The 25,955-nt window shown below is 59.2% G+C and carries 25 protein-coding genes and 2 pseudogenes; 12 read left to right on the forward strand and 15 right to left on the reverse strand.

The window, feature by feature from the left end:
- From AC0L2U_RS28560 to AC0L2U_RS28575, 4 genes are read right to left on the reverse strand one after another with little or no spacing between them, the layout of a single operon-like run.
- Complete coding sequence (locus tag AC0L2U_RS28560) at positions 1–276, reverse strand: hypothetical protein (RefSeq protein ID WP_473603009.1); 276 nt, start codon at positions 274–276, stop codon at positions 1–3.
- A complete protein-coding gene (locus AC0L2U_RS28565) occupies positions 257–691 on the reverse strand; it encodes a hypothetical protein (RefSeq protein WP_473603010.1) in 435 nt (144 codons plus the stop codon). The genes AC0L2U_RS28560 and AC0L2U_RS28565 overlap by 20 nt, the downstream gene beginning before the upstream one ends.
- 2 nt (positions 692–693) lie before the next feature.
- A complete protein-coding gene (locus AC0L2U_RS28570; protein WP_473603011.1) occupies positions 694–918 on the reverse strand; it encodes a hypothetical protein in 225 nt (74 codons plus the stop codon).
- Complete coding sequence (locus AC0L2U_RS28575) at positions 915–1,694, reverse strand: hypothetical protein (RefSeq protein WP_473603012.1); 780 nt, start codon at positions 1,692–1,694, stop codon at positions 915–917. Before AC0L2U_RS28575 ends, AC0L2U_RS28570 begins: the two co-directional genes overlap by 4 nt.
- Before the next feature lie 370 nt (positions 1,695–2,064).
- Between AC0L2U_RS28575 and AC0L2U_RS28580 the strand changes: the two genes are divergently transcribed.
- Positions 2,065–2,574: a YccF domain-containing protein gene (locus tag AC0L2U_RS28580; RefSeq protein WP_473603013.1), complete on the forward strand. Its 510-nt coding sequence runs from the start codon at positions 2,065–2,067 to the stop codon at positions 2,572–2,574.
- A 407-nt stretch (positions 2,575–2,981) separates the two neighbouring features.
- Here AC0L2U_RS28580 and AC0L2U_RS28585 read toward each other — a convergent pair whose 3' ends face one another.
- Together AC0L2U_RS28585 and AC0L2U_RS28590 are read right to left on the reverse strand one after the other, a co-directional pair.
- Positions 2,982–5,108, reverse strand: a complete 2,127-nt coding sequence (locus AC0L2U_RS28585; RefSeq protein WP_473603014.1) for a VapE domain-containing protein — start codon at positions 5,106–5,108, stop codon at positions 2,982–2,984.
- A gap of 628 nt (positions 5,109–5,736) precedes the next feature.
- Complete coding sequence (locus AC0L2U_RS28590; RefSeq protein ID WP_473603015.1) at positions 5,737–7,014, reverse strand: tyrosine-type recombinase/integrase; 1,278 nt, start codon at positions 7,012–7,014, stop codon at positions 5,737–5,739.
- Between the two features lie 668 nt (positions 7,015–7,682).
- Between AC0L2U_RS28590 and AC0L2U_RS28595 the strand changes: the two genes are divergently transcribed.
- Positions 7,683–8,336 (forward strand): outer membrane protein, encoded by a 654-nt coding sequence (locus AC0L2U_RS28595; RefSeq protein WP_127321675.1) that lies wholly within the window; start codon positions 7,683–7,685, stop codon positions 8,334–8,336.
- A 137-nt stretch (positions 8,337–8,473) separates the two neighbouring features.
- Here the strand turns inward: AC0L2U_RS28595 and AC0L2U_RS28600 are convergent.
- Both AC0L2U_RS28600 and AC0L2U_RS28605 read right to left on the reverse strand, forming a co-directional pair.
- A pseudogene (locus tag AC0L2U_RS28600) lies at positions 8,474–8,760 on the reverse strand (hypothetical protein).
- Between the two features lie 221 nt (positions 8,761–8,981).
- A complete protein-coding gene (locus AC0L2U_RS28605) occupies positions 8,982–9,635 on the reverse strand; it encodes an outer membrane protein (RefSeq protein ID WP_292636265.1) in 654 nt (217 codons plus the stop codon).
- Positions 9,636–9,966: 331 nt separating this feature from the next.
- Here AC0L2U_RS28605 and AC0L2U_RS28610 point away from each other — a divergent pair, with 331 nt between their 5' ends.
- From AC0L2U_RS28610 to AC0L2U_RS28620, 3 genes and pseudogenes are all read left to right on the forward strand, one after another.
- Complete coding sequence (locus tag AC0L2U_RS28610) at positions 9,967–10,350, forward strand: hypothetical protein (RefSeq protein ID WP_292696526.1); 384 nt, start codon at positions 9,967–9,969, stop codon at positions 10,348–10,350.
- A gap of 617 nt (positions 10,351–10,967) precedes the next feature.
- Positions 10,968–11,672 (forward strand): Crp/Fnr family transcriptional regulator, encoded by a 705-nt coding sequence (locus AC0L2U_RS28615; RefSeq protein WP_127810305.1) that lies wholly within the window; start codon positions 10,968–10,970, stop codon positions 11,670–11,672.
- A gap of 1,300 nt (positions 11,673–12,972) precedes the next feature.
- Positions 12,973–13,265, forward strand: a pseudogene (locus tag AC0L2U_RS28620) (DUF1236 domain-containing protein).
- A 383-nt stretch (positions 13,266–13,648) separates the two neighbouring features.
- Here the strand turns inward: AC0L2U_RS28620 and AC0L2U_RS28625 are convergent.
- Both AC0L2U_RS28625 and AC0L2U_RS28630 read right to left on the reverse strand, forming a co-directional pair.
- The gene (locus AC0L2U_RS28625; protein ID WP_292139922.1) at positions 13,649–14,218 is read right to left on the reverse strand and encodes a DUF2569 family protein; all 570 of its coding nucleotides are present in this window, start codon (positions 14,216–14,218) and stop codon (positions 13,649–13,651) included.
- 125 nt (positions 14,219–14,343) lie between these two features.
- Positions 14,344–14,958 carry a TetR/AcrR family transcriptional regulator gene (locus AC0L2U_RS28630; protein WP_127396424.1) on the reverse strand — a complete coding sequence of 205 codons (615 nt, stop codon included), beginning with the start codon at positions 14,956–14,958 and terminating at the stop codon, positions 14,344–14,346.
- A gap of 91 nt (positions 14,959–15,049) precedes the next feature.
- On the opposite strand from AC0L2U_RS28630, the gene AC0L2U_RS28635 reads away from it, so the two are divergent.
- Genes AC0L2U_RS28635 through AC0L2U_RS28655 form a run of 5 tightly spaced genes read left to right on the forward strand, consistent with a single transcriptional unit; the run spans position 15,050 to position 19,669 of the window.
- Positions 15,050–16,129 carry a polyamine ABC transporter substrate-binding protein gene (locus AC0L2U_RS28635; RefSeq protein ID WP_473603016.1) on the forward strand — a complete coding sequence of 360 codons (1,080 nt, stop codon included), beginning with the start codon at positions 15,050–15,052 and terminating at the stop codon, positions 16,127–16,129.
- A gap of 13 nt (positions 16,130–16,142) precedes the next feature.
- Positions 16,143–17,045 carry an ABC transporter permease gene (locus AC0L2U_RS28640; protein ID WP_473603017.1) on the forward strand — a complete coding sequence of 301 codons (903 nt, stop codon included), beginning with the start codon at positions 16,143–16,145 and terminating at the stop codon, positions 17,043–17,045.
- A gap of 1 nt (position 17,046) precedes the next feature.
- Entirely contained in the window at positions 17,047–17,829 is a 783-nt protein-coding gene (locus AC0L2U_RS28645) for an ABC transporter permease (RefSeq protein WP_473603018.1), read from the forward strand.
- On the forward strand, positions 17,826–18,890 hold the full coding sequence (locus tag AC0L2U_RS28650) for an ABC transporter ATP-binding protein (RefSeq protein ID WP_292336473.1): 1,065 nt from the start codon (positions 17,826–17,828) through the stop codon (positions 18,888–18,890). The genes AC0L2U_RS28645 and AC0L2U_RS28650 overlap by 4 nt, the downstream gene beginning before the upstream one ends.
- Before the next feature lie 20 nt (positions 18,891–18,910).
- Positions 18,911–19,669, forward strand: coding sequence for an MBL fold metallo-hydrolase (locus tag AC0L2U_RS28655; protein ID WP_473603019.1), 759 nt, complete (start codon positions 18,911–18,913; stop codon positions 19,667–19,669).
- A gap of 5 nt (positions 19,670–19,674) precedes the next feature.
- On the opposite strand, the gene AC0L2U_RS28660 is transcribed toward AC0L2U_RS28655, so the two are convergent.
- From AC0L2U_RS28660 to AC0L2U_RS28670, 3 genes are all read right to left on the reverse strand, one after another.
- Positions 19,675–20,376, reverse strand: a complete 702-nt coding sequence (locus AC0L2U_RS28660) for a TetR/AcrR family transcriptional regulator (protein WP_013531378.1) — start codon at positions 20,374–20,376, stop codon at positions 19,675–19,677.
- A 114-nt stretch (positions 20,377–20,490) separates the two neighbouring features.
- Positions 20,491–21,918: an amidase gene (locus AC0L2U_RS28665; protein ID WP_473603020.1), complete on the reverse strand. Its 1,428-nt coding sequence runs from the start codon at positions 21,916–21,918 to the stop codon at positions 20,491–20,493.
- An 88-nt stretch (positions 21,919–22,006) separates the two neighbouring features.
- Complete coding sequence (locus AC0L2U_RS28670; protein WP_292682203.1) at positions 22,007–23,041, reverse strand: extracellular solute-binding protein; 1,035 nt, start codon at positions 23,039–23,041, stop codon at positions 22,007–22,009.
- A gap of 67 nt (positions 23,042–23,108) precedes the next feature.
- On the opposite strand from AC0L2U_RS28670, the gene AC0L2U_RS28675 reads away from it, so the two are divergent.
- Positions 23,109–23,288 (forward strand): hypothetical protein, encoded by a 180-nt coding sequence (locus tag AC0L2U_RS28675; protein WP_127381575.1) that lies wholly within the window; start codon positions 23,109–23,111, stop codon positions 23,286–23,288.
- A 117-nt stretch (positions 23,289–23,405) separates the two neighbouring features.
- Here AC0L2U_RS28675 and AC0L2U_RS28680 read toward each other — a convergent pair whose 3' ends face one another.
- Entirely contained in the window at positions 23,406–24,377 is a 972-nt protein-coding gene (locus tag AC0L2U_RS28680; RefSeq protein ID WP_292703985.1) for an NAD-dependent epimerase/dehydratase family protein, read from the reverse strand.
- 274 nt (positions 24,378–24,651) lie between these two features.
- Entirely contained in the window at positions 24,652–24,816 is a 165-nt protein-coding gene (locus tag AC0L2U_RS28685) for a hypothetical protein (protein WP_164748845.1), read from the reverse strand.
- A gap of 289 nt (positions 24,817–25,105) precedes the next feature.
- Between AC0L2U_RS28685 and AC0L2U_RS28690 the strand changes: the two genes are divergently transcribed.
- Entirely contained in the window at positions 25,106–25,879 is a 774-nt protein-coding gene (locus AC0L2U_RS28690) for an NAD kinase (RefSeq protein ID WP_473603022.1), read from the forward strand.
- Positions 25,880–25,955 lie beyond the last annotated feature (76 nt).

Genomic DNA, 25,955 nt, shown 5'->3' on the forward strand with positions numbered 1-25,955 from the left:
TCACCCTCCGGTCATTCGTCGGTAGACATCCGCCAAATCTGTTTCGGTAGCGAATTTGATCAGGGGTGTTATCCAATCGTATGGCGTCCAGTCGTTGTTAATCATTGCATCGTAGAGTGAACCGGGTTCCCCGTTGTGTCGCGCCTTCCATCGTTGCGCAAATTCCCGCTGTTCTGGAGAAAGCGCCGCAAAAGGGTCAGTGGCCGGTCGCTGCTTTTGCCAGATCAGTTTTTCGATCGCTGCGAGGCGGCGCCTCTCACTTTGCAACGTTGCCATTAACCGCTACCAGATTTTCCAATTGCGCTAGGCGTTCGCGAAGCTGTTCAAGCTCGCCAATTTCCGCAAGCTTGGACAAAGCTGTCGCGATTGAGCGCGCTTCGTCAGGGGTGATATCGCCGGTTTGAAGTGCCGTGGCGATGTCGGACGGGGTTGCTCCAAAAAGCTCAACCGGCCTGTCTTTGGGCAATATGCGGTTCAACACAAAGACGATCGCGTCCCATTCGCCGCGTTCCAGTTTGGCGCGCAGTTGTTCAATCGCCGCGTCCTTCATCCCACGAACAGCTGTTAGCGCTTCGTTGGAAATGCGGTTCTTACTGCCAAGCGGACGGCCACCAGAGCCGGGCGCAAATTTGCCATCCGGAAGTCGCTCCAAACGGACAACGCTAGTGTTAGGGGCGGCATCGGGGGGCATGATTAAGTCCACTGGATTTTCACGCCGCGCTGATCGAGCCAGGCGGCAACATGTGCTGTTGCGGTGTATGAGGTGTTTGCCTGCCGGTCGGATCTTGGAAATCCGTGGCGCGAACGCCACGACCTAAGCTTTTGCCGAGATGCACCGCCGAACACCGCCGACAACTCGGCGGCGCTCAACTTTGATTTTGTTGGCAGTATAATGATTTTGGCGAGCCCGATGCTCATGCCGTCTTCCCAGTGAGCAAATTGAAAGCTCCGTCCGGTGTTTTGCCAGTCGCAAAAGCCACAGCGGCAATCATCGAGCGCAAGGAGCCTTCCGCAGCATTGACCAAGTTGCGCCGTGCCCAATGACGCTCCAGAGCCTTCGCGGCGGCATTTTCAACAGCCTGCAAATCTGGCCCGTGGGCGATGGGATCGGCGGCGGTTGGCTGGCGCATATAGTCCGCCTGGAGGCCAGTCATTTTGATATGTGCAAGCATCATGTGCCGGCGATCGACAAGCTGCCAAATGTTGTCATCGGTCACGCTTCGGAAAAAATCACGTCCTGCCCCTTGCAACGCGCTGGTCTCTTCAAGCGATGCAGTTGGCGCCCATGTGGCTTGTGCAGCCAACGGCATCGCCGCGAACCGGCCGACAATCATGGCATTTAGTGACGGGTCTCCCGTGCGGTACGCCTTTAGCCGCGTCTCGGCCGCATCAATGGCAGCCGCCTCCGCGATGCTCTTAGCTTGTGCCGCCTGAAATGGCTTGGCCAAATTTCTTTCGAAAATGCCGCACAACTCATCGGCGCGCGCATTGGGCATGAGACGGCTGCACGCGCTGTTCATTAGATCGCTCAAGATCGGAAGGGCGGCCGTAATCGAAGAAAAGGCGCTCGCAAGCGGGCTGTCCTTAGCGAAGGTTTCAGAGGGGACGAATGCAACAGCGGAATGCTGTGTGCCATCGTCCCCGCTGATGGTCAGCAGTGTAGCGCGATCGGTAGCGTTGGAGTTGACTTTCATGAAACTGCTCCTGATTTGGGAAATATGCTCAGGTATCGCTCTCTCCATAAAAGGCTGTCAACAGGTAAAATCGATTATAGTCGTAATATGATTTGACCGGGTGGAAGGATTTACTACCAGAACTTCGAAAGATTCACCTTTTCACCGCGCATTGCTTGAATTTGATCGCACAGTCAAGACGATCGAATTTATTCCACCATCGCAATTCGTACCTTTTTGGTTAGTTTGGATGGCGAGTGCGATATCATCGCAAACAATTCCACAATCGATATCAATTGCTTGTGCCACCGATTGGACGGAAGGCATCTCCGCCAAGCAAAAATATCACAACAACCGCTTGCGCTAAGATGAGCAATTGGCGAATAACCGCATGGATCGGACCTATCTAAGGGACCGCGACATTGGGAGGGGAAGGTTCGCAGGGAATGTAATTTGGTTCTTGCTAGGTGGAGCAGTGCTGGCCGTAATTTGGCTCATCGGTGCGGCTGTTTTTGCACTAACAATTGTGGGTCTGCCGCTTGCGCGCGCATCAATTGAGATGGCGAAAATCTCTGCGTTTCCATTTGGCAAGGACGTCGTTCATGTCCGGGAACTTGATGCAAAAGGGCTATCGGCGAAAACTGCAGCAACCGGGACAATCGGATTTATTTTTAACGTTCTGTGGGCCTGCACATTCGGCATCGTCTTGTTTGCTGGCTACATGATCTCAGGTGTAATTAATTGCCTGACCATCATCGGGATACCCTTTGGGGTACAGGCATTCAAATTGGCTGGAATTTCATTTTGGCCAATTGGGCGAAGAGTTGTCAGCAAGGAATTGGCCAATGTCGCCCGAGAACAGAACGCACGCGACAAATTGGCGAGAATTAGAGCGGCTTAAAGGTAGGCACCGTTTTTCAAAGAGCAGCAAACACCGCAACCGATGCCACGCCGCATTCATCGCAAACAATGCGCAACGATTTCAAATGCTTGATAAAGCGGCACATCGGAATCAACGCGCAGTGGGTAATTGCAGGGGTAATGCGCTTTGTGGACGGGTTTCAGCGTGGCACTAGCGTCACCATTTGCCCAACCATCGAAGTGGTGACAGCAAATGGCCGGTTTTAGGGCTTGTCATCACTGTCACCAGTGTCACCAGTAGATTACTGGAGAGTGATAGAAAACACATACAACACATACGTTAGACGCGTATGGAAATGGAGTAATATAGGGAAGTCACCGGTGCCGGGAGGTGACACCGGTGACGATCCCATCCAAATGGTTGTTCATCGTAATTTTGAGCCGTCCTTATGAATTTCGCACATACTGCCAGACCCGTTCATTTCCAATTCGGATTTGTTTCCTTCCATATCCCGCTCTTGTCAGACAGCGAGCAATTCGCTTGTTGATGCTGCTGTTCAAGCGATCAAAGGAAATGCCAAGAGTTGTCGAAAGCTGCGAAATCGTCACCGGCAAATCGCCCATTGCCGCGACATAGGCCGCAATGCGTTCCTCCCAAGGGTCAAGCTCGCGACGCTCGTCCTGTTCGGCTTCTGCTTGACTCGCCTCGTCGCCGTCGAGCCACCAACGTTCGTTGGCTCGATATCGCGCGAGCGCTTCGGCCCATAGCTGGTCCCGGTCCCGCCTGATCGCCTCAACGCTGATCGTTCCGCACACTAAGGGCCAAAATCGCCGGTTTCCAGTCTGGTCCTTTAAGTAATGCTCATCGTTGGTCGTGGCGATGAACACGCATTGGCGCAGATGGTCGGCGGTGGTGCGCTCATATGGTGCGCGATACGTGTCTGTTGATCGGGCCATAAATTTCTTGATCGTCTCAATGTCGGCACGCTTCAAAGCCGACAATTCCGAAAGCTCGATAATCCATTTTCCCGCTAACTGAATTGCAGCATCCTTGGTGTGCAGATCGGGCAATTCGTCGGTGAACCATAGCGGGCCAGCAAGCATTGCGATTGCGCTCGATTTGCCGGTTCCCTGCTTGCCTTCGAGGATCACAACGTTGTCCATCTTGCATCCGGGTTGCATGATCCGGGCAACAGCACCAATCATGAATTTGGTCCCGGTGATGCTTGCGTAAGGCGTGTCTGGCGTCCCGAAATAGCCGCTTGCGAGTTGGGCCAGTCGCGGCACGCCGTCCCATGTGATGCTGTTGAGATAGTCGCGGACTTGGTGCCGCTTGTGCCTATTTGCGATGATCGCCACGGCATCGTGCACGGTATCTTTGCCCGGCTTTACGAAAAGCGCTTGGACGTAGAGTTGGCAATGGATGGTGTCCAATTCCGACCATTGCCGGGGAAAACTTGAGTGCCTGTCCCAAGGCAGGGGATGCGTTGCCAGCACGGTTTGCGTAAATTCGTCAAATGCGACCGGCAAGTTTCCGTGCAGAACTTTAACGGTCTCGATCAATGTATTTTTGCCGCTGTCGCCCGTCGATGTCGAAATGATCTTAACATACCCGTCGCGCGGTTGCGGTGCTGGCAATCCCGGCTGCGGCTGCGGTTGCGATGCCGGCGCGCCAAATAGCTTCGCAGGGTCCGGCTGCGGTGGTCTGCCGTAAGCTTTCCAATGCAATGATGTCCAGCCGACAAATGTCCCGTTGTCGGCGGATCGCCATAGCTTGTCATTATCGGCAAGGTCGTTCTTGGCATATCCGGCGCACCAACTATCCCAAACCATGCGCACAAGATCGTCATGAACACCAAGGCCCGTCGCCGATTGCCTGAAGGCGCATGTGACGTTGCGCCATTCGGGATAGTCCAGGTCGTTCTGATTAACTTCTCGCAGTGCTTTGGTTGCCGCCTCAAAGTCTGACGCGGGGTCGGTTCCGAGTGGTTTGCGATCTTCGCGCGGACCAGTTGTGATGCCGCCGTTGCCGGTCATCCATGCGGGCGGTTCGGCCATTGGCTGCGATAGATCAGCGCCATACCAGACGATAAAGCCGTCATCACCTTTTCTATCCACGCCAACGCCTAGCTCGCCAGCATCAGTTTTCCATCGTTGCGCGCCGTCGCGAGGAATGCGGAAATAGTAATGCGCGCCACCGGAAGGGGTTTGCAGCGCCACCGTTTGCGGAATGACCCAACTGTTCGCCTTGATCGCGGTGAACCCGTCCTTGCCGTTCTTGCGGTCGATATCGAGCACATAGACGCCCGATATGCTGCCGGTTCGGATACCGATCATCGCGCCCGGCCAAATCGACCACCATGCGCGAATTGATGCGAGGTCCGTTGTGGCAAATTTCAAGCCACCTTCGCCTTTCGGCGGCTCTGGAGTGTTGATGATCGCCGCAACATCGTGGTTGCTGTACGGCAGCTTATTGGCGGGATTGAGCGGCAAAACGGCCATGCCCTGTCCAGCCAGCCACAATGCGTAACCGAGATTGCTTCCCGACAGCGCCGGGGTTATAGGGTTGGTCATAGCAAAAATCCTTATGTGGCCCGGCCAGCGTTCGCGCGCTTCGCCGGGTCGTTTTTTTGAGCATCAAATCTGCTGTTTGATGATCTGATTTGGAAATATTGTTTTAACTCAATGCCTTAAAGGAAATCACGCGCAATCAAAACTTGACCGGGGTATTCGCAAGGGTGTCAGCCGGCCATCCGACCGACTGCGAATTGTTCGATTTCCGCCCGCAGCCAGTACCTGCGGTTGTTGATGCGGCGCGGCTTCGGGAAATCAGGAACAGGCGGCGTTTCCCGGCCTGTCCGGCGATCGTAAGCGCCGTGCAGCCAGCGGTGTAGGGTCATTGGAGTGATGCCGCCACAAATGGCGCAGACGGCGGGCGCAGGGATGAGTGTGTCAACGGTTGACATTGGATGCCTTGCTATCAACGCGCTCCGTGGCGCGGCGGATTGAGTGGAAATAGGCACCGGCCATCCCGGTTCGGGGTCATCCAACCCTACCGCCCGCATAGATCGGGCTTTTGGCCATCCAGCCATCACGCCGCCCGATCACTCGACCAGGCGGCTAACACATCGGGCCATAACGTGCGAAAACAGTCAAGCCAGGAAACTAACATTTTTAAGTATTAAACAGCCTATGTCCCGGTCTATGCGGATTTTTTCATTATCGTTACATTGTCTGCGATGATCGATTGGATGCGATTCGCCCATTGTATCAACGCATCGTGCTTTTCGTCTTGGTAATCGTAGCGATTATAGATTGCGGCAACGCCGCTTACTTTACCTGTTTTGTGGTTTAGAATTGCTTCGGTCACTTCCTGCTTGATTCCAAGCTTGGCGAGTTCCGTTGCCGCAGTGCGTCGCAAATCGTGCAGATGCCAATCCGGCAATGCCGGTTCGCCGCAGTGACGATCCAACGCCTTCTTGCCATTGGAAAAGCCGCTAAACGGTGTAGTTGCTGTCGTGGTGAACACGCATTCGGATGGATTGCCCTTTGCATCTGCAATCCGTGGCAGTGCCTTGATAATCGATTGTGCGAGTGGCGCGAGCGGCACGACATGAGCGCTGGAGTTTTTAGTGCGCGATCCTTCGAGCGTGATCACGCCCAGATCGTCGGTTAATTCCGACCATTTGAGATTTGCAATCTCATCGCGCCTCTGCCCTGTCAGCAAAAGCAGTTGCACCATTGGCCCAAACGGATAAGCGCATTCGCTGGATGCTTTCCATATACGCTTGATTTCATCGTGAGATAGAACGCGGTCACGGCTCTGCGGCTTTGCCGGCGCTTCGGCAAGCTCGATGATGTTGCGGCCAATTGCTCGCGCAACTGGCTTCCAGCGGAAAAATGCCGATAGGACCGCGAATGCATTGCGGCGGGCGCCCGGCGTGAGCTTCGCCAATAGCTTTTCAATGTCCCGGTAATCAATCGTCCTAATATCTGCGACGTGCTTCCAATGCGGCTTGATGTTGGTTGTGATGATCCTTTCGTATTCATCTGCGGTCGATGCCTTGACTGCCCTGCCCTTAAAACCGGTTGCGCGAGCGGTCTTGATGAATTCATCAAACCAAGCTGCAACGCCGGTTCGATCGATTTTGCGTTGGCGAGGATCATTGCCGCGCTTCGCGTCGGCGATCACCTTTTCGGCCAACGCGCGGGCTTGGGTCACGTTGAGCGCTTGCGTTGGTGAAACGATGCTGTTGACGCGCTCGTTGGAGCCAACTTCGTCATAGCGTCCGATCGTAACTTTGGCTGCTTTGCCTTCGATCTTTGTTCGTGCCGCCCATGACAGCGCACCGCTTGGTTGAATGACGAGATACAGCCCCGCTTGTGCGTCGTCGGGTATCTCTTGCCGCGTCGTCGCTGGCTTCAATGCGCTGATGAATGCAGCGGCTTTCTTGTGCTGCGCAGGGATCGCGGTTGGCATCAGTTTTCGCTCCGGGGTAACGTCAGGGGTAATCCAGGTAACGTTATGTCACGTTATGGACCGTTGCGCAAACCGGTGCTCACGACGCCAACTATCACGTAATATCAATGGCTTGATGATTCTTGCGTTAAGCAACGTTGCCCTTTGGGATACGCTGGCACAAAATTTGTAAACCGAAGGTCGGCGGTTCGATTCCGTCCGGGGGCACCAGCAAAAGTGCGGCAATTGAGTAAATTCAGACAGTCAATCTATTGTCATCGAGTTCGATCCGCCGCCTGATCCACGTTGGAAATCATGCACTTACCCGCGAGAATATCCGCCCCGGAGCATCACCATGTGGAAAGCCCGCCACCGTGCGGCGGCGGGATTTATTGAAGATTAGAACGGCACCTTCCACGCTCCGCTCTCGAATTTCTGGATAATGCCCGCGTCGAAACCTGACTGCCATTCCTCGCCGGCGTTGAGTTTCATTCCAGAGGTTGTGGCGGCGCCGGTGTTCGGCCGCGGAAGTCCGGAGCTCCTCGCGGGATGCCTGTTTGCACCGGCCTTCCTGATACCTAGTCGCCGAATTCAGGCGCAGCAACTTAGTCTACAGGTGTGACTTCCTAGCTACATACAAAGTTGCAGGCTCATCGATATAAAGCGCTTGGCGATTTGATGGGGATTTCATGAAAGCTTTTTTGCTCGCTTCATTCGTTGCGCTTTCGGCGGCTCCGGCCATCGCTGCCGATATGATGACCGCTCCTGTCGACACCCCTGAATGGACTTGGCAAGGGCCATACGCCGGCGTGTTCGGCGCCGGAACGTTGGAACATTACAAGATCTATGAGCCGGGCGCCCAGGCTGGCGCAACGCACAACGTCGGCTCGGCCGCGGTCGGCGGCTTTGCAGGCTATAACTTCCAATCCGGCAAGATTGTCTATGGCGTTGAAGGCGAGCTTGGCTACCGCTTTAAGAAGAACACCTTCGACGATATTCCAGGCCCAGGCGTTCTCGACGCCTCCACAGGTTTGTTCGGATCCGTAAAGGGTCGCGTTGGCATGGACATCGGAGCCTACATGCCGTTTGTCACGGCTGGTGTAACCGCCGCAAAGCTGAAGACGTTCTATCCAGGTGGAAACGCCGAGCGGGATGCAACTTTGGTCGGTGGTATTGTTGGAGCAGGCATCGACGTCGCTCTCACACACAACGTGTTCTTGCGAGGCGAATACGACTTCTCCTTCTTCGGCAAGAAGTCGCTTGAATATTGCGGCGGCGGATGCACGCTGGAACACACGCTTCAGACGCACGATTTCCGCGTCGGCATCGCGATGAAATTCTAACTGTTCAGCGCGTCTCCGACGTTGACGCGCTCCGCAGGAATAGCAAGACCAAGGTCCAGCTTGTGAATGGCATTCCGCGGGCGCAATGTCGCCAAGAACCCGACGGCCAGGGGCCTGGATCGCAAATAGTTCGCGGTTCAGGCCCTTCGTCCGTTCCGGACAATGCTATGGGGCTCTTCTGCCGGGTGCTCCGGCCCTTGTCGTGCTGGGCCGGTCAAGTTCCACCTGATGAACGTAGCATCCTTCCCGGTGACTTCCCGCACCGCCTTTAACAGCACCTCATGCAGGACGCGCTCTTTCTGTAATGGTCGCAATGCGGCGATATGAACGGCTTGATGATGCTCAGGTGCAGCGCTTCCGCCGCCACGAGAAAGCGCTCGATTTCAGCCTGTGATAACCGCTTCGAAGGTTTTGACCGAGCCATTGCGACACCTTTTAAGAGTCGCCTCACCCGAGGACAATATTCCTACTTTCCTCAAGGCATGTAAAGCGGTCCACGCCCAAAGCCACCACTAAGACAGGAACCAGGCGGGAGACGCCGTCCCAGGGATGCGACGACGCATTGCCGAGATATTTCCCTGTTGTTGCGCAAAGAAAAAGGCCGTCGCGGTTGGGCGGCAGGCTCTCTCTATGGCCTTCAGTGGCCTAGAATTTGTAGGCGATGCCGAAGCGAACCTCATTGATCTTCAGATCAACATTACCATTCGGCAATGATTCAGTGCCGAAATCAGTATAGCGATACTCGGCGCGCAGCAGAAGATTGTCGGTCATGGCGTAGTCCAAGCCCGCGCCTATCGTCCATCCAGTAAATGTGTCTCCGAAAGAACCTGAGACGGTATTACTGCTTGCGTCGATGCCGCCAAATGCAACGCCACCCGCGACATAGGGAAGCAAGCGATCAACGGCATATCCCAGTCGAAGTCTTGCCGCCCCACTCCACTTAAGTTCCTCGATCCCGATGCCGCCCGGAAATGGGAGACCGGGAGCGGCGAATATTTGGCCGCTGCCATCAACATTCGCATATACGACGTCCAGTTCCGCACCAATGACGATATTGTTCGGCATCTGGTAGTTGTAACCGGCGTAGACACCTCCAAGGAACCCGTCAGGATCTGTCTCAATGAAGCCCGGGCCGTTGGCCTGCCGTATATTTCCATCACCCCGAGCGTAGCCTGCCTGAAGACCGATATACCCACCTGTCCAGCTGAAAACCGGGGCGACTTCTTCGACCATGGCATCGGCAGCGAACGCCGACGAAGCCAGCAGAGACAACGACAAACCAAGAAGCAGCTTCTTCATAGGTGATCCCCTGTAACCCACCCTCTCGTAGCAGAGCGCGCCGATATGTGCCGTTGTATTTCCGCCACATTAGACCCTGATCCAAAACTGGGGTCAGCGCGCTTGACGAGATTGTATTGGCGAGAATCTTGCGTGCCGACCTTGCCTATGAGCGAGCAGCAAATGCTGGTCTTGCTCGAACAGCTTGCTCACGCCCGAATGCTCGTTAGAGACGTCCACGATCCGCAGCCCTCTGCACGCCGCCCTTGCGTATCAAACCGTACGTTGAATCCTTTTTGGGTCGCGCGCGAAAAGAGAGTAAATAAATCCCTTCGCAGGAAGGGAGGCCGCGATGGTTGAAACGCATATAGAAGTCGCACGCGCGGCTATAGAAACCAGCTTTCGGTTGCGGCACCATTCCCTGGCCGGAACCGCCTCATTTCGCCGCGGTATGGACCACTCCCGACGCGCAATCGAGGCCTCGCGCGAACTGCTCAAGGGCCTTCGCCAACGTCACGGCGATGACCTGGCCCGAGGCCGGGAAGATCCGGACCCAGATCCTGTTGCCGTCTCGGCCTTCGATGCCGACATTCTCCGCTCTGCATTTCGAAACCTGGTCCGGGAAACAGGCGTTCCCGAGTGTGAATGGCGCCACCTGGCTGAAAGCTTGGTCCGCGAATATGTCGGGTGCGAGCAGGTTGACGCAGGCTTGTTGGACTGGATTACCCACAAGTAGTCACCGCTTGGATAAAATCGCGTACCGACGCAAAACAGCCCGTCCCGCCCACATTGCCGGTGACACGAAACGGGCTGCGGAAGCCGGCATGCGGCGCTTCCTGCAATCCAACTTTGGACGCGCCCGGATGTTCCGTTAGCTTCTGCTGAAAAGCGGGTACATCCTGTTGCTGTGGCCATTCGACAGTCGCTGGTAGAGTAGACCCGCCGCTCCATTTGCGAAGCGACGGGCTCTCGCCCACCCCATACCTGTCAGAGCAATTTAGATGCCAAATTGTTTGACCCGTTATGGAGCACAGCCTTCGCGTTGCCAGTCGGTCCTGCCAGTCGCCTTCTCGTCGCTCTACCTCGACATCGATAACCATGCACATCATGCCGGCGTTGGCCGCGATCACGAAATTGTCGGATTCGTACGAAGCAGAGTTCTTTACGATTCCAACCCTTTAACTTTGCACACCCCTGTTTTGTAATTCGGCGGCTGGGGGACGCCGTGCATCAGGTCGCATTTCACTGTCAATCGCGCGCCAGTGGGCGTATCTTCTCTAAATCGTCTGCACGTGTTTACGGGCGCGGACGGCAGGGAGATTGGAAAGCTCTTGCCCCAAGCGGGATTGAGCTATGACCAATCAAGAGAACGATTCCTATAAAAACCAATTGTTGCGTCGGCTTAACCCTGGTGACCTGGGGCTTTTGCAGCCACACCTTGAACTGTGTGACCTCGAGCTGAAAATGACCTTGGAGAAAGCCGATTCGGAGATCGAAACGGTTTACTTCCTGGAAGACGGCATTGCCTCTGTGGTCGCGGCGGCTTCAGGTAAGGAGGCCGAGGTAGGTCTTGTCGGCTTTGAGGGAATGACCGGTGCCGCGCTCGTGATGGGCGCTGACTATGCGGCGCATCAATGTTACATTCAGTCGCCCGGCAGCGCTTTCAGGATCGGAGCCGAGCCCTTCAAGGAGGCTCTTGCGAACAGCCCAACGTTGCGCCTGTTCCTGTTGCGCTATGTCCACTACTTCCACATCCAGACCAGCTATACGGCCCTGATCAACGCAAAATCAAACCTTGAAGAGCGGTTGGCGCGCTGGCTTCTAATGTGTGACGATCGGGTCCACGGCGAACGCCTTGCGATCACCCACGAGTTTCTCGCCATCATGCTTGGAGCAAGACGCCCAGGGGTTACCGTTGGACTGCAAGTGCTGGAAGGGCGCGGTTTCATCTATTCTCGACGAGGCGAAGTGCATATCAGGGACCGCAGCGGCCTTGCGGCTTGCGCAAACGGCACCTACGGCAAACCGGAGGCCGAGTATGCGCGGCTGGTTGGATGAGAGCGCCTTCCCAGCATGCCGGACGTGGACCACTATAATAGGTGGTTCCAGACACTTGTGCCTCGCGCCAGCAAAACAGCCCGTCCCCATATTGCCGATACAGGAAACGGGGTGCGGAAGCCGCGATGCGATGCTCCCGCAATTCAACTTTGGACGCGCATGGATGTTGCGTTAGCTTCCGCTGACATGCTGCAGTCAGCTACCGCGACACCGAAAGTCGTTCATATCCCGTGGGTCAGTACAAGGTAAATAGCGGGCACTAACATCAACCAGCCGCCCATTCCTAGAAACACCAAAATGGCCATGCGCTCTGTTCGCCTGACAAGGTCGGCAATGTTTTCCTCGTCCGGCAACGAGACGGCGTCCGCAAACCCCGCGGCATGGTCGTTGTCATTTCCCGGTTGGTTTGCGCTGCCACTCGCATTCAATCTTTGGACCAATGTCATTGTTATCGTTCACCAAAAAAAATCCCAACCGGCCCGTTCTCGGCGCGCGAGCCGGAACGGGCCAAGGCGGAAAACTAGTTAAAATCGAAGGACGACCGAAGGTCCCCGTCGGCGGTAGCACCGGACGCGACGGCGGCCATGCCGCCAGTAACTGCGGCAAACCCGTCTCCAGCCTCGCCGGCGGCGGCGGTGGGGACGGTGGTGCCAGTCCCGATGGTAGACTTGCTGCACTTCTGCCTGTGCATCTTCGTCAAAGGTCGCTGTTTGTGGCGTCTCAAGTTCATCGAGGATGCCGCGTCCGGCTCCTGGAACACCCGCCACTGCGTCGATTGGGCGGACAGCGCTTGCAAGGGCCGCTGCCCCGGCAACACCAAACATTGCAGTCAAGAAGGATCGCCGATCCATAATAAACCTCCCAAGGTACCTGAGCTAAAAAGAGCGCGCTGCCGAATGAGCAGCCCAGCGCACGGTGAAATACAGGACCCGCCAGCCGCCGAAGCGGCTCACGGGTCCTATCAGCGCAGGAAGGGACGTACCGCGCCGATCCACGTCATGTCAGCCAAGGACTATCCCCATCACCAGGAAGGTGATGGCTGTTGCCAAAATCGGTGCGAGCAACCATCGCGCCTGGCCGACACTTTTTTCCACTGTTTCTCTCCGCGTTTGCAGAGACAACAACCTTCAGGCCTAAGCCGTTCCGCCTACTCCCAACGGGTAAGACCATTGCGTTTGCCAATCAGACTTTGGTCCTGCGCCAGGTTCAGCCAGAAGCCCGTATGAGGAACGTTTGGCCTGGCGACGTGTTCGGGTGGCCAGCCGATCGTGCTGCCGCCAGTTACAAGAGGAGAAAAACTATGAGGATGCACCTAAGCAGCGCCGCTGCGGCGCTCTTGCTGTTGGCCAGCGTCGGCGCAGTTGCGGCACAGGATGTGGTTGTCACACAGGAACAGGACACCGTCGTGCGCGAATACGTGAAGAAGCAACCCTTGGCTTCTGTGAAGCTTCCGGGGATGGAGTTGAACGTCGGCACGGCTCTGCCAGACACGGTCGAGCTCCACGAGGTCCCCAACGTCAAATACCGCTGGTCGACAACCGAACGGTTCTGGTGGACCCGAGCACACGCAAGATTGTGAAAGTCTACGACTGAAACTTCGAACCGGCCACGCCCGCCGGCAGGGATGGCGGCGGGGTGTGCTCGTCAAACCGCCGCTGAAATCGGACAAATGAAAATGATGAGCCCTGAAGTCGAGACGTCGCAAGCGCTCGTGGCGCGCCTGGCTGATCTCCAGGCGAAAGCGCGGGCAGCACCTATAAACGAAGCCGAAATAAAGACCTTCCAAAAGCTCGCAGCCGTCACGGACGACAGTTGCGGTCATTCGGCTCGGGATTTGGCCGTTCCAGGTTCGATGACGACATAGTGGTGCACGAGGTCACACCCTGATCGCCGCCGCCAAAATCCGGTTCTGCCTGCGGATCGCCGCGCGCAACTCCGGGTATCTATGCTCCAAAATATCCCAATTTGGCTGCCTTCTATGACGCGCTCGCAACCTGGGCGGATGCCCCAATCCTGGTGAACGTGTTCCGCACCCTGACAGACTTGTTGACGTAGGCGACCCAGAGCCCTGTCACCACAAACGAGACTATGGGGGCCACCAGCGCATCGCCTGCGAGCACCAGGCTCACCGGAACGCCCAGAACTGACGCAACCCAGATCGTGTCCAGGATAAACACGACGGGAATCGCCAGCCACTGGAGCAGAAACAATTGCGGAAAGCGGCGGCTACGCCGCAGCATCGAAACGAGCACAATCAGCTGAAGCGCCAGAAATGCCAGATTGAGGGCAACCTCGCCATACACCGCCAGCGGCCCATTCGAGAGGGTCATGAGTTGCTGGTAGCCGTCGGTCGAATTGGCGAAGTCGGCAAGCGTCCGCAATGGTGACACTGCCTGACCGATAGCCAGCAGCATCAGCCAGCCGCCGAAGCCCACAAGAGCCTCAGGATTCTGTGACGGCTTCGCGGCTGATCGAACGGCAAGGAAAACAGGCACGCCGATCAACAGCAGCAAGATCGCCCAATGCCAGACTGAAAACGTCCCCATTTACCCCTCCCCCTATTATGCCCTCCCAGGTTGTACCAGATTTCAAACTCAACTCAAGAGGCGACCCGCGTCTGAAACCAGGTCTTGTGCGGAAGCGACGCTTTCTCCTGCCTGCTCCTGACGTGTCACACCCCAATCGCCGCCACCAATATCCTATTCTGCCTCCGTATCGCCGCGCGCAGTTCCGGTATCTTCGCCGCGTCACGCTTCACGAATTCGATGAACATCATGTTCATGTTGTTGAAGATCAGTTCGCCGAGCGCTGCACCGTCGATGTCCTGGCGCACCAGGCCAATCTCCTGCAGCCGGGCGATCAGGGCGCGGATCTGTTCGGTCAGGGCGCGGTCGAGCGCGGTGTAGGCCTGGCCGAACGGGCTGTCGGGCAGTTGCGTCGAGATCGCCATCGCCTGCCGCCACATCTCCTTGCTGAGATAGTGCAGCGAGTGCTCGATATAGATGCCGACCAGCGTGTCCAGCGCGTCGCCGACATTGGCCGGCGGCTTGGCGACGACGCCTTGCCCGGCATTCAGCACCTCGTTGACCTCCAGCGAGACGATGGCGCCGAGGATGTCGCCCTTGTTCTCGTAGTAGTTGTAGATCGTCCCGACAGAGACCTCGGCCTGCGCGGCGATCGCCTCGATCTTGGCGCCTTCGTAGCCGGCCTCGCGAAACAGTTCGGCCGCCGCCTCGATGATACGCCGGTGCCGGTCCGCCTTTTGCCTAGCCCGCAATCCGCTCATTCCCAGCCTCTTGCCACAAAACAGAATTGACTCAATTTTAGAATTGGTTCAATTTTTTGCAAGAAGCCACAAAGGCAAGGGAGAACACTCGATGTCACACACAGCCAGCAATCCGCTTTCCATCCTGAAGACCCGTTTGCGCACAGCTGCCGCAGCCGCGGCGCTGCTGCTTTCGACGAGCGCGCAGGCCGCCGATCTCAACGCGCTGATCTGGTGCGATCATGCCGATCCGGCCTTGCTGCAGCCTTTCGAGGAGGCCAATGGCGTCAAGGTCAACGTCAAGGAATTCGAGGGCACCGGCGCCGGCCTCGCCATCGTGGAGCAGTCGCAGCCGGGCGACTGGGACGTGATGGTGATCGACAGCATCGACGTGCCGCGCGGCGTCGAGAAGGGACTGTTCGAGCCATTGCCGGAAGACAAACTGCCGCTGGCCGATCTGTTTCCGCAGGTGAAGATGGACAGCTCCACCGTGGTCGGCGGCAAGCGCTACGGCATCACCGAAAAGTTCGGCTACAACACGATCGGCTACAACAAGACCAAGGTCGATCCGGCCGACATGCAGTCGATGGCAGCACTCACCGGCGACAAGTACAAGGGCAAGGTCGCCATCTACGACTACTACCTGCCGGTCATCGGCATGGCGGCACTGGCGATCGGCAAGAAGACAGCCGATCTCACCGAAGCCGACCTGCCCGCCCTCAAGGACGAGCTCTTGAAGATGAAGGCCAATGCCAAGCTGGTCGGCGAAGTGACCGCCAGCCAGACGGCGCTTGCGACCGGCGAGGTCGACATATTGGTCGGCGGCGGCGAATGGGTGACGGCGGGCCTGGCCAAGGAAAACCCGGCGCTGGACTTCTCGGTCCCCAAGGAGGGTGCGATTCTCTGGTCGCAGTCGCTGGCCATGTTCAAGGATTCCAAGAACAAGGACATGGCGCTGGAGTTTATCCAGTACATTATGAGCCCGGAAGGCCAGGCCCGCCTTGCCACCTCCTCCTGCTATTGGGGCATGCCGGCCAACACCAAGGCCGCACTCACCGACGACCAGAAGAAGGTTTTGCGCTTCGACGAGCAGCCGGGCTTCCTGGCGCGCGCCCAGGCCTATCCGGCGCCGAACGCCGATCTCGACAAGAAGATGCAGGATATGTGGACCGAAATGCTGCAGGCGAAATGAGCCGATAGCGCTCATGAGCAGCTCGGCAAACAACGGACGTGCCCTGCCCCGGGCGGGCTCTGCTCTGCCCCGGGCGGCCCTGCCCCGGGCGGGCTCTGCCCTGCCCTGGGCGCTGGTCACGCCGGCGCTCGGCTGGACGCTGCTGTTCTTCGTGCTGCCCTTCATCGCCATGGGGTTTTCCAGCCTGACGGCGCATGAGGGCGGCGGCTTCACGGCGTCCAACTACAGCCAGTTCTTCACCAACCCGTCCTACTGGCAGGCGATGGTGAACTCGCTGCAGGTGACCGCGATCGTCACCGTGATCTCGGTGCTGCTCGCCTATCCATTTGCCTGGATCCTCGCCGAACAGGTTCCGGAACGCTGGCAGCGGCTGGCACTGATGCTGGCCGTGCTGCCGTTCTGGACCTCCTATGTCGTGCGCTCCTACTCGTGGCTGCTGGTGCTGGCGCAGAACGGCGTCGTCAACCGGGCGCTGACCGGCTCTGGCCTGTTCAGCGAGCCGCTGCAACTCGCCAACACGCGTTTCGCCACCGTCACCGGCTTCGTGCACTTCTTCGTCATGCTGTTGACGTTGACGATCTTTGCCAATCTGAAGCAGCTCAGCCCGAGCTATCGCAAGGCCGCCGCCGATCTCGGCGCCGGGCCGGTGCGCACCTTCCTGCATGTCGTGCTGCCGCTGACCTTGCCTGGCATCATGGTCGGAGCCTTCCTGACCTTCGTGCTGTGCATCGGCGATTACATCACGCCGCAGATCCTGGGCGGCAACAACGAGCTGCTGATGCCGCAACTGGTGATGATGCAGATCGGCCGGCGCGGCGATTTCCCGCTGGCCTCGGCGCTGTCGATCATCCTGATGGCGGTGGTCACAGCAGCCTATCTCGCCTGCGCGCGCTGGCTGAAGATCGAGCGGGCCTGAGATGCGCCGGATTGTCCGCATCGCCTCCTGCCTCTACGCGCTCGCCGTCTACGGCTTCATCTTCCTGCCGGTCGTCGTGCTGGTGCTGTTTTCGCTGCAGGCGACGTCGTTCCCGATCCCGCCCTTCACCGGCCCGTCGTTGCGCTGGTATGAGGCGGTTCTTTCGGACACGCGGCTGACCTCGGCGCTGGTCAACTCGCTGCTGGTGGCATCCATCTCCTCGCTCGCAGCCGTCACGCTCGGCTTTCTCTCCGCCTGGGGCTTTGCCCGCTTCGTCCTGCCTGGCTCCGGCCTGCTGCGCGGGCTGATCACCCTGCCGCTGACGGTCAGCTATCTCATCATCGGGATGGGGCTGCTGGTGCTGTTCAACTGGACCGGCGTGCCGAAATCGCTGCTTGCCGCCGGCATCGGCCATGTCGTGATCAACCTGCCGCTGTGCTTTGCCATCATCTACAGCCAGATGGGCGACCACCAGATCAACATCGAGCGTGCCGCGCGCGACCTCGGCGCGCCGGAATGGAAGGTGCTGCTGCTGATCACCGTGCCGGTCATGGCGCCCGCCATCTTCGCCGGCTTCTTCCTGTCGATGACCTTCTCCTGGGACGAGTTCGTGATCTCCTTCCTGCTCACCCGCTTCGACACCACGCTGCCTGTCGAAATCTGGAACCTCTTACGCTCCGGCCTTAACCCCAAGACCAACGCCGTCGGCTCGCTGGTCTTCGCCGTCTCCATCGTGCTGGTGGTGCTGTTCGAACTGACATTGCTGCGCAGGAGAAAGGCATGACCGCGCCTTTGGTCGATATTCGTGCCGTCTCGCACCGCTTCGGCCAGCACACCGTGCTGAATGACGTTTCGCTGCAGATCGAGCCCGGCAGCTACACCATCCTGCTCGGGCCGTCCGGCTCCGGCAAGACGACGCTGCTCTCCATTCTGGGCGGCTTCGTCACCCCCAGCGAAGGCAAGGTGTTCATCCGTGGCGAGGACTGCACCTCGGTGCCGCCGGCCAAGCGGCCGACGACGACGGTGTTCCAGGACTATGCGCTGTTCCCGCATATGAGCGTCGGCAGCAATGTCGGCTTCGGCCTGCGCATGCAGGGCGTCGACGGCGCTACCCGGGCGGCAAAGGCGCGTGAAGCGCTTGCGCTGGTCGGCCTCGCCTCCGCCTTCGACAAGAAGCCGCATCAGCTTTCCGGCGGCCAGCGGCAGCGCGTGGCGCTGGCGCGGGCGCTGGTGATCGAGCCGGCGGTGCTTCTGCTCGACGAGCCGCTCGGCGCGCTCGATCTCAAACTGCGCCGGCAGATGCAGGACGAGTTGAAAGCGATCCAGAAGCGCGTCGGCACCGCCTTCATCCACGTCACCCACGACCAGGAAGAAGCGATGGCGCTGGCCGACCATTGTGTGGTGATGAATGATGGGCGCATTGAGGACGAAGGTCCGCCCGAGCGCGTCTACGCACGGCCGGCGACGCGCTTTTCCGCCACCTTCATGGGCGAAAGCTCGATCCTTGCCGGCACGGTCACGGAAGCGAAGGAGAGGACAAGCACCGTCGCCACGCCCGTCGGGCCGGTCTCGCTGCCCGGTGCGCTGCCGGTGGGCTCCGCCGTTGCGCTGGCCATACGGCCGGAGCATCTTGTCCTCGGCGAGGCCAGCGGCGGTGTCAGGCTCGGCACGGCTGAGGTGAGCGATGTCGTCTTCCAGGGCAGCTTCAAGCGCGTGCTTGCGGTTTCCATCGAGGACCCCTCGCTTCACTTCATCGCCAAATTGCCAGCGACGGCGGCCGTCCAGCCGGGCGACACGGTCGCGATTTCCTGCAATACCGACCAGATTATTCTGCTGACGGACTGAGCTTTTCTGACGGATTGAACATGGCAACACTTCCGCTCATCGAGGCACCCGACTGGTACGAAACCATCCGCATGAGCGATGGCGTGACCTTGATCCACGAGCCGTGGATAAAGCCGTTCTTCCGCTGCAATATGTGGCATGTGCGCGGTCGCGATCGCGATCTCCTCTTCGACACCGGCCTCGGCCATTTCAGCCTCCGGCGCCATGTACCGCTGGTGAGCGAGCGCAAGCTGATTTGCGTCGCCAGCCACACGCATTTCGACCATATCGGTTGCCACCACGAATTTCCCGAGCGATGCGTGCACGCCGCCGAGGCCGGCATCCTCGCCGATCCGCGCAATGAATGGACGGCAGCCGGCACCTATGCGACCGACGAGATGTTCGATCGCATGCCGCAAGGCTGGGACACGGCGCGCTACGGCATTTTGCCTGCGCCCGCCGGCCGTTTGCTCGACCAGGGCGATGTCGTCGATCTCGGCGACCGTGCCTTCGAGGTGATCCACACGCCCGGCCATTCGCCCGGCGGCATCGCGCTCTACGAAAACAGGACGGGCATCCTGTTATCCGGCGATATCATCTATGACGGCCCGCTGATCGACGATGTCTACCACTCAGACATTCCCCACTACATGGCGACGCTGATGCGCCTGCGCGACCTCGATGTCTCGGTCGTGCATGGCGGCCATTTTCCCAGCTTCGGCAAGGTGCGCTACCGCCAGCTTGTCGACGAGTATCTGGCGCAGAAGCGGCAGGCCGGCTGCCATCTGCGGCAGCCCTGAAGCAGTTAGCGCATCAGTTCGAAATGCCGGGGGAACGCTTGGTGGAGCAGGAGCAGCATGGTCTTGCGCAGCACATTGGTGTCACGGCTGGACGGATTGAGATGATCCCAATACCAGGCGCCATGGACCAGATAATTCAGGCTCTCCGACAGCGTATCGATGTCGACGCCGGTATAACCGCCACTGCGCGAAATCTCGATCAGCAGCTCGCGCGCCTCGGCGGTGTAGGCAAGGTCGCTCGGCAGGCCGATTTCGTTGTAGATCTGCATGCTCTTGCGGTCGCTGGAAAACACGACAAAAACTGAAACCCATTTCGGATGCTGGCGGGCGAAACGTTGCGCGCAATCGACCGCGCCCAGAGCCCGCTCAACCGGCGACAGGCCGGGCGCCCGCACCAACGTCACCCACAGCTCATCATATCGATCGCTGAGATACTGCAGGACGGCGCGAAACAGGTTCTCCTTGCTGCGGAAATGGAAGACGACCAGGGCATTGGACGAGCCGACATGTTCGGCGATGCGCTGCATGGTGACGCTTGCCAGCCCCTCCTCCGCGATCAGCTCGATGGTGGCGTCGATGATCCGCTGTACGCTGGCTTCGCCGCGCTCGCGCCGACGGTCCTTGGGCGGCGCGGCATCGTTTGCCGCACGCCCATTCTTCGCCGTTGCGCCTTTGCGTTTTGCCGCCGCAGCCTTTTGTTGCGCCATCTTCGTCCAGCTCCTTTCGGACCTTCTGGCGCGATCACCGGCGCCACCACAGATTCGTCTATTCGAGGTGTCCGGCGTCGGCTCTCCAACCGCGGCAAGAGCCGCATCGCCCTGTTATAGCGACGGACGCGTTTCGGCGTTTGTGTACCACTGCCCGTTGGCCGTCTCATAGGCCATGGCCGCTCGGAAAACATCGGCATCGCAATAGGTGCGGCCGACGATCTGGATGCCTGTCGGCACGCCGCTTGCCGCCCGACCCGAAGGGATGGACAGAACCGGACAACGGCTCATCATGTTGAACGGCGTCGTCATCACCCATCCCAACGACGGGTTCACCTGCTTGCCGTTGATCTCGACCGTACCCGTGGTCTGATCGAACTCCGCCGGCACGGAGGGAAGCGCGTTGGTCGGGCAGATCAGCACATCGTAGGTCTCCAGCAGCGGCCCCAGCGTCTGGTACATCCTGGCCGCCACGTCGAGTGTTCCGACAAAGTCCGTCGCCTTCGACTTTTGCCCGTCCTCGGCGAACTGCCTGGCATAGCTCGTCATGTCCTTGCCGTGCTTCTTGAGCAGCTGCGACAGCGATGCGCCGAACAGATGCTCGAGATAGGCCATGCCCGCCCTGAGCACTTCGTCGCCCCAGCCCAGATCGACTTCCTCGACCGTGGCGCCGAGCGAACGGAACACATCGCAGGCGGCAAGCGTGTTCTTGCGCACGTCCGGGTCGACTTCGAAAGAACCAAGGTCCATCGAGAAAGCAATCTTCCAGCCCTTGATCGGCTTGTACTCGAGCGGCAGCCGCAGTTTCGGGCGCAGCGTGGCGATGTCGAGCGGGCTTGGTCCGGCCATCACATTCTGCAGCAGGATCGCATCCCCGACGTTTCGCGCCAGCGGTCCGGTGTGGCAGTAGAAGTCGAGGTTGAATGGCGGCTCGTCCGGATTGCGCCCGTAAGGCGGCTTGAAGCCGACAAGACCGCAGGCCGACGCGGGAATCCGGATCGATCCCGCAATGTCCGAACCGGTGGCGATCGACGACGTGCCGGATGCCAGCGTCGCCGCGGAGCCTCCCGACGAACCACCGGGCGTGAAATCCGGGTTCCACGGATTGCGCGTCACGCCCCAGCGTTTCGACCAGGTGTAGCCGGCGCAGCTGAATTCAGGCGTCGCCGTGCGGGCATGGACAATGCCTCCGGCCTTGATGATGCGCTCGTTCATCGTCGAGGTATGGCCACCGATAGCATCCCCGGACAGCAGCGAGCCGTGCGAGGTCGGCTTGCCCTTGATGTAGCTCTCGTCCTTTATGCCGATCGGCAGGCCCTCGAGCGCCCCGGTCCGGGCGCCCCTGGCGTATTTTGCCTCGGCTTTCCTGGCCAGGTCCATCGCCTCGTCGAAATGCGTGAAGGTGAGGCAGTTGATCGTCGCCTTGGTTGCTTCGGCGCGGCGGATGGTGGCCTGCATCAGTTCGACGGGCGAAAGCTTCTTTGCCTTGAACAGCCGCAGCGCCTCGCTGGCCGGCATGTAGCAAAGGTCGAGATCGGTCATGGGAAGTCTCCTGCGATCTGCGCATCGCGTTTGGCATGGACGGAAGATGACCGCGCCGCGTGCGGCGGCGCGGGAAAGCCTGGTCAGGTCATTTCTGCAGGTCGGTCCAGATCTTCGTGTAGAGCGCCTGCACATCGGGCGGGCAGGCCAGCATGAACTGGCCCTTGGCGGCGAACTCGGCGGGAATGTTGACTTCCGGCGCGGTCTTCATGTCGTCGGGCATGAAGGCTTCCGAGCCCTTGATGCCGTTCGAATAACGCGCAAAGGCTGAGATCAGTGCCGCATTCTGCGGATCCATGATGAAGTTCTGGAACAGCTTGGCGTTGTCGACATTCTTGGCGTCCTTGAGGACAGCGACATTGTCCATCCAGATCGGATAGCCTTCCTTGGGATAGCCATAGACGATCTTGTCGTTCTCAAGCCGTTCGCGCAGCGATATGCCGTTCCAGTTGACGCCCGCGGCGATGTCGCCCCTGCCCAGGCCATCGACGGCCGCATAGTCGAGCGAAAGCCATTTCGCCTTCGCCTCCACCAGCCTGTCATGCACCTTCTTCAGCATCTGCATGTCGCTGCTGCAATATTTGCCACCCTCGTAGGCGATGGCGAGGAACATGATGTCACCCATTTCGGGTACGACATTGATCTTGCCGACGAGTTCGGGAGGTGGGTCGAGGAAGATCGCCGATGTGTTCGGATCGCCGGCATAGACCGACTTGTTCACCGAAATGCCGGTCGTGCCCCACTGCCATGGAACGGTGTATTTACGGCCTGGATCGAATGGAACATCGACCCACCTGGGATCGACGTTCTTGAAGTTTTCCATCTTGTTGGGATCGGTCTCCAAGAGCAGACCTTCGCTGATCCAGACCGGCACGACGCTCGCCGAAGGCACGACGATGTCATAGCCGGAGGCGCCCTGCCGGACCTTGGCCAAGGCGGTATCGTTGGAGTCATAGTCGGTGACGGTGACCTTGACCTTGTAGGTCTCCTCGAACTTCTTGATCAGGTCGGGGCTGGTGTAGTTGCCCCAATTGTAGATGTTGAGCTCGCCGTCGGCACGGGCCACGCCCGTGACAGTCAGCAGCGACAGGCCGATGGCCGTCGCGGTCAGTTTCCAGTTCATGCTGCTTGCTCCCATTGTTGGGACCGGCGGCACTACGGCCCCAGGTCCGTTTCCTGCTGACGAAAAGATGGCCGCGGCAATGCCGACCGGCTCGAGCCCGGCCGTCGACATCGCAGTTGCGGCATGCGGCGCGCCGGCAACGGCAAGCCGCATCGTGGTCGAGATATTTCCCTCTTCATTGTGGCCATTCACCGGCTGGCGCCGGCTGTCCAACTCAATTCGCGACCTCAGGAGTAACTATGACTAAACATACAGTCAATATCTTTCCGCGGGTACGGCCATTGCTCGGCGATTGACGATGCGCCCGATGAGATGGTGACTGAGTGAGCAGGCAGAAAGAGGTTTAGCCGCGATACCGGACGCGTCAGGCCGTGGAGGCCGAAATGCTCGCGGCCGCAATTCGCTGGCGGAACCAATCGAAGGTGCGCCCGATGCCTTCCTGATAGCTCGTCCTCGCTTCCCAGCCAGGAAGGACATGCCTCGCCAAAGTCAGGTCCGGACACCGATTTGTCGGATCCTGGGGAGCTGGAGGGTGGTGCTCGATGCGGCTGCCGGGGACAAGCGATCTTACGAATTCCGCGATGCGCAGGACCGAAACCTCGTGGTCGTTGCCAATGTTCAGAGGACCGCGATGCGAGACGCCGTCGCGCCAGAAGTAACGTTCCAGCCCCTCGACGGTGTCGTCGACATAACCCCAACTGCGCGATTGGGAGCCGTCGCCATAAACCGTCAGAACCCCGGTTGTCAGTGCCTGGATGGCAAAATTCGAGACGGCGCGTCCGTCGTCGATGCGGGTTCGTGGCCCATATGTGTTGAATATCCTGACGACGCGAATGTCGAGCCCGCCGACCCGCTGCTGCTCGAACAGCAATGCCTCTGTGCAGCGCTTGCTTTCATCATAGGAAGCCCTGGGACCGGTGCAGTCCACCGATCCCCTGTAACTCTCGGGTTGCGGTGAAACCAGGGGGTCGCCGTAGACTTCCGAGGTCGAGGCGAAGCAGAAGCGACCGCCGGACTTGAGCAGCGTCAGGAGATTGAGCGCGCCGCCGATATTGGCCTTGATCGTGCGTACCGGCTCGCGCATGTACCAAAGCGGCGACGCCGGCGACGCGAGATGGATGATCTCATCGAAGCGCTGAAGGGATGAAAAGCTTTCGGCGTCGGCAATCTGCAGATCGAAACGCGGATCGGCGACATGCGCGATGTTGTCTCGCGTCCCGGTCCAAAGATTGTCGACGACGACCAGCTTTTCCACATCGCTTCGCCGCAACAGACGGTCGACCAGATGCGAGCCCAGGAAACCGCAGCCGCCAGAGATCAACACGCTGCGTGACATGGAAAACCCCCGCTCCAGACACCGGCCAGTCAACGAGCCCAGGGCTTGTTTCCCAACAACAGCGGATGCGAGCTACCCAAAAGCCTTTCCGCCAATCGATGCACCCATCTACACCGCCAAGCGCCGCGAGTGCAAACAGCAAGCCTTCACAAGTGGAACGTGCGGCGGCCGACCGGCCTCTGCTGTTAAGCAGAGAAACTGCCGCGCGATGTCGCGCATCGAAGCGACCGCCGATGCTGCCCGTCATCGCGAGGATGATCAGGACATTTCAGGGCTACAGCGCCCTTTGCGGGCATGGCGCCCCGGCTGCATCACCACAGCGCGACGCCGTGGGCTGCGGCCGGAAGCTCGTCTCTTCGGACTGGCGCACCAGTTCGGCAAAGAGCAGCGCGAAGCTTCCCAGCATCAGGAAGACGATGATCAGGCGTGTTACCGGCAATATGTCGGCCTCGACTGGCTAGCCCCCACGCCACCCATCCACTGCCGGCTAACATGACCGATCCGGCTTTACGAGACTTTAAGGCCCGTCTTAACCATCACATTCGCTTAGCCTTTGACATGATACGCGAACGGCATGCCCGCATCCGCCGACCGGCATGGCCGTACCATCCGGGATGGCGTTGCCATCCGGATGGCACCTCCCTTTGCAGACATACCCCGCCCATGCTACCCCGGCGCTGGCGCGGCCCAGCAACGGGCCGCTGCCAATCGGTCGTCATCGGGGAGCCATGAGCAAAGCCGCCAGCCGCATCGCCTTCGTCTCGTCCGACACCGCTGACGCCAAGACGGCGCTGGAAAGCCTGTCGGCGCGCTATGGCCAGTCTTCCGTCGAGGAGGCCGGGATCGTCGTTGCGCTTGGGGGTGACGGTTTCCTGCTGCAGACCCTGCGCGACACGATGGGGACCGGCAAGAAGGTCTACGGCATGAACCGTGGCACCATCGGCTTCCTGATGAACGAGTATCGTTCCGGTGGCCTCACCGAGCGTCTCGAGGCCGCCGTCGCCGAAACGATCCGCCCGCTGGAGATGCTGGCCGTGACCTCGGAAGGCGAAACGATTTCAGCACTGGCGATCAACGAGGTGGCGCTGTGGCGCCAGTCGTACCAGACGGCCAAGATCCGCATCACCGTCGACGAACAGGTCCGGCTTGAGGAACTGAACTGCGACGGCGTCATGATCGCAACCCCGGCCGGGTCCACCGCCTACAATCTTTCGGCGCATGGACCGATCCTGCCGCTCGACGCGCCGCTGCTGGCGCTGACCCCGGTCAGCCCATTTCGCCCGCGCCCCGGGCGCGCCGCACTGCTCTCCAACAAGGCGACCGTCCGCTTCGACATCCGCGAGCCGGAAAAGCGGCCGGTAAACGCCGCCGCCGACCATACCGAGGTCAAGGCCGTGACCTCGGTGACGGTGCGAGAATCACCAACGGCGACAGCAACGTTGCTGTTCGATCCCAATCATTCCTGGAACGAGCGTATTCTCGCCGAACAGTTCCGCTATTGAGCCGGCGCTGCGACCGACAGGTCGATTAAGCATCCCGATTAAGGTTACAACTTCACAATCGTGCCATTGCTGCCCG

Source organism: Mesorhizobium sp. WSM4808 (assembly GCF_055811675.1).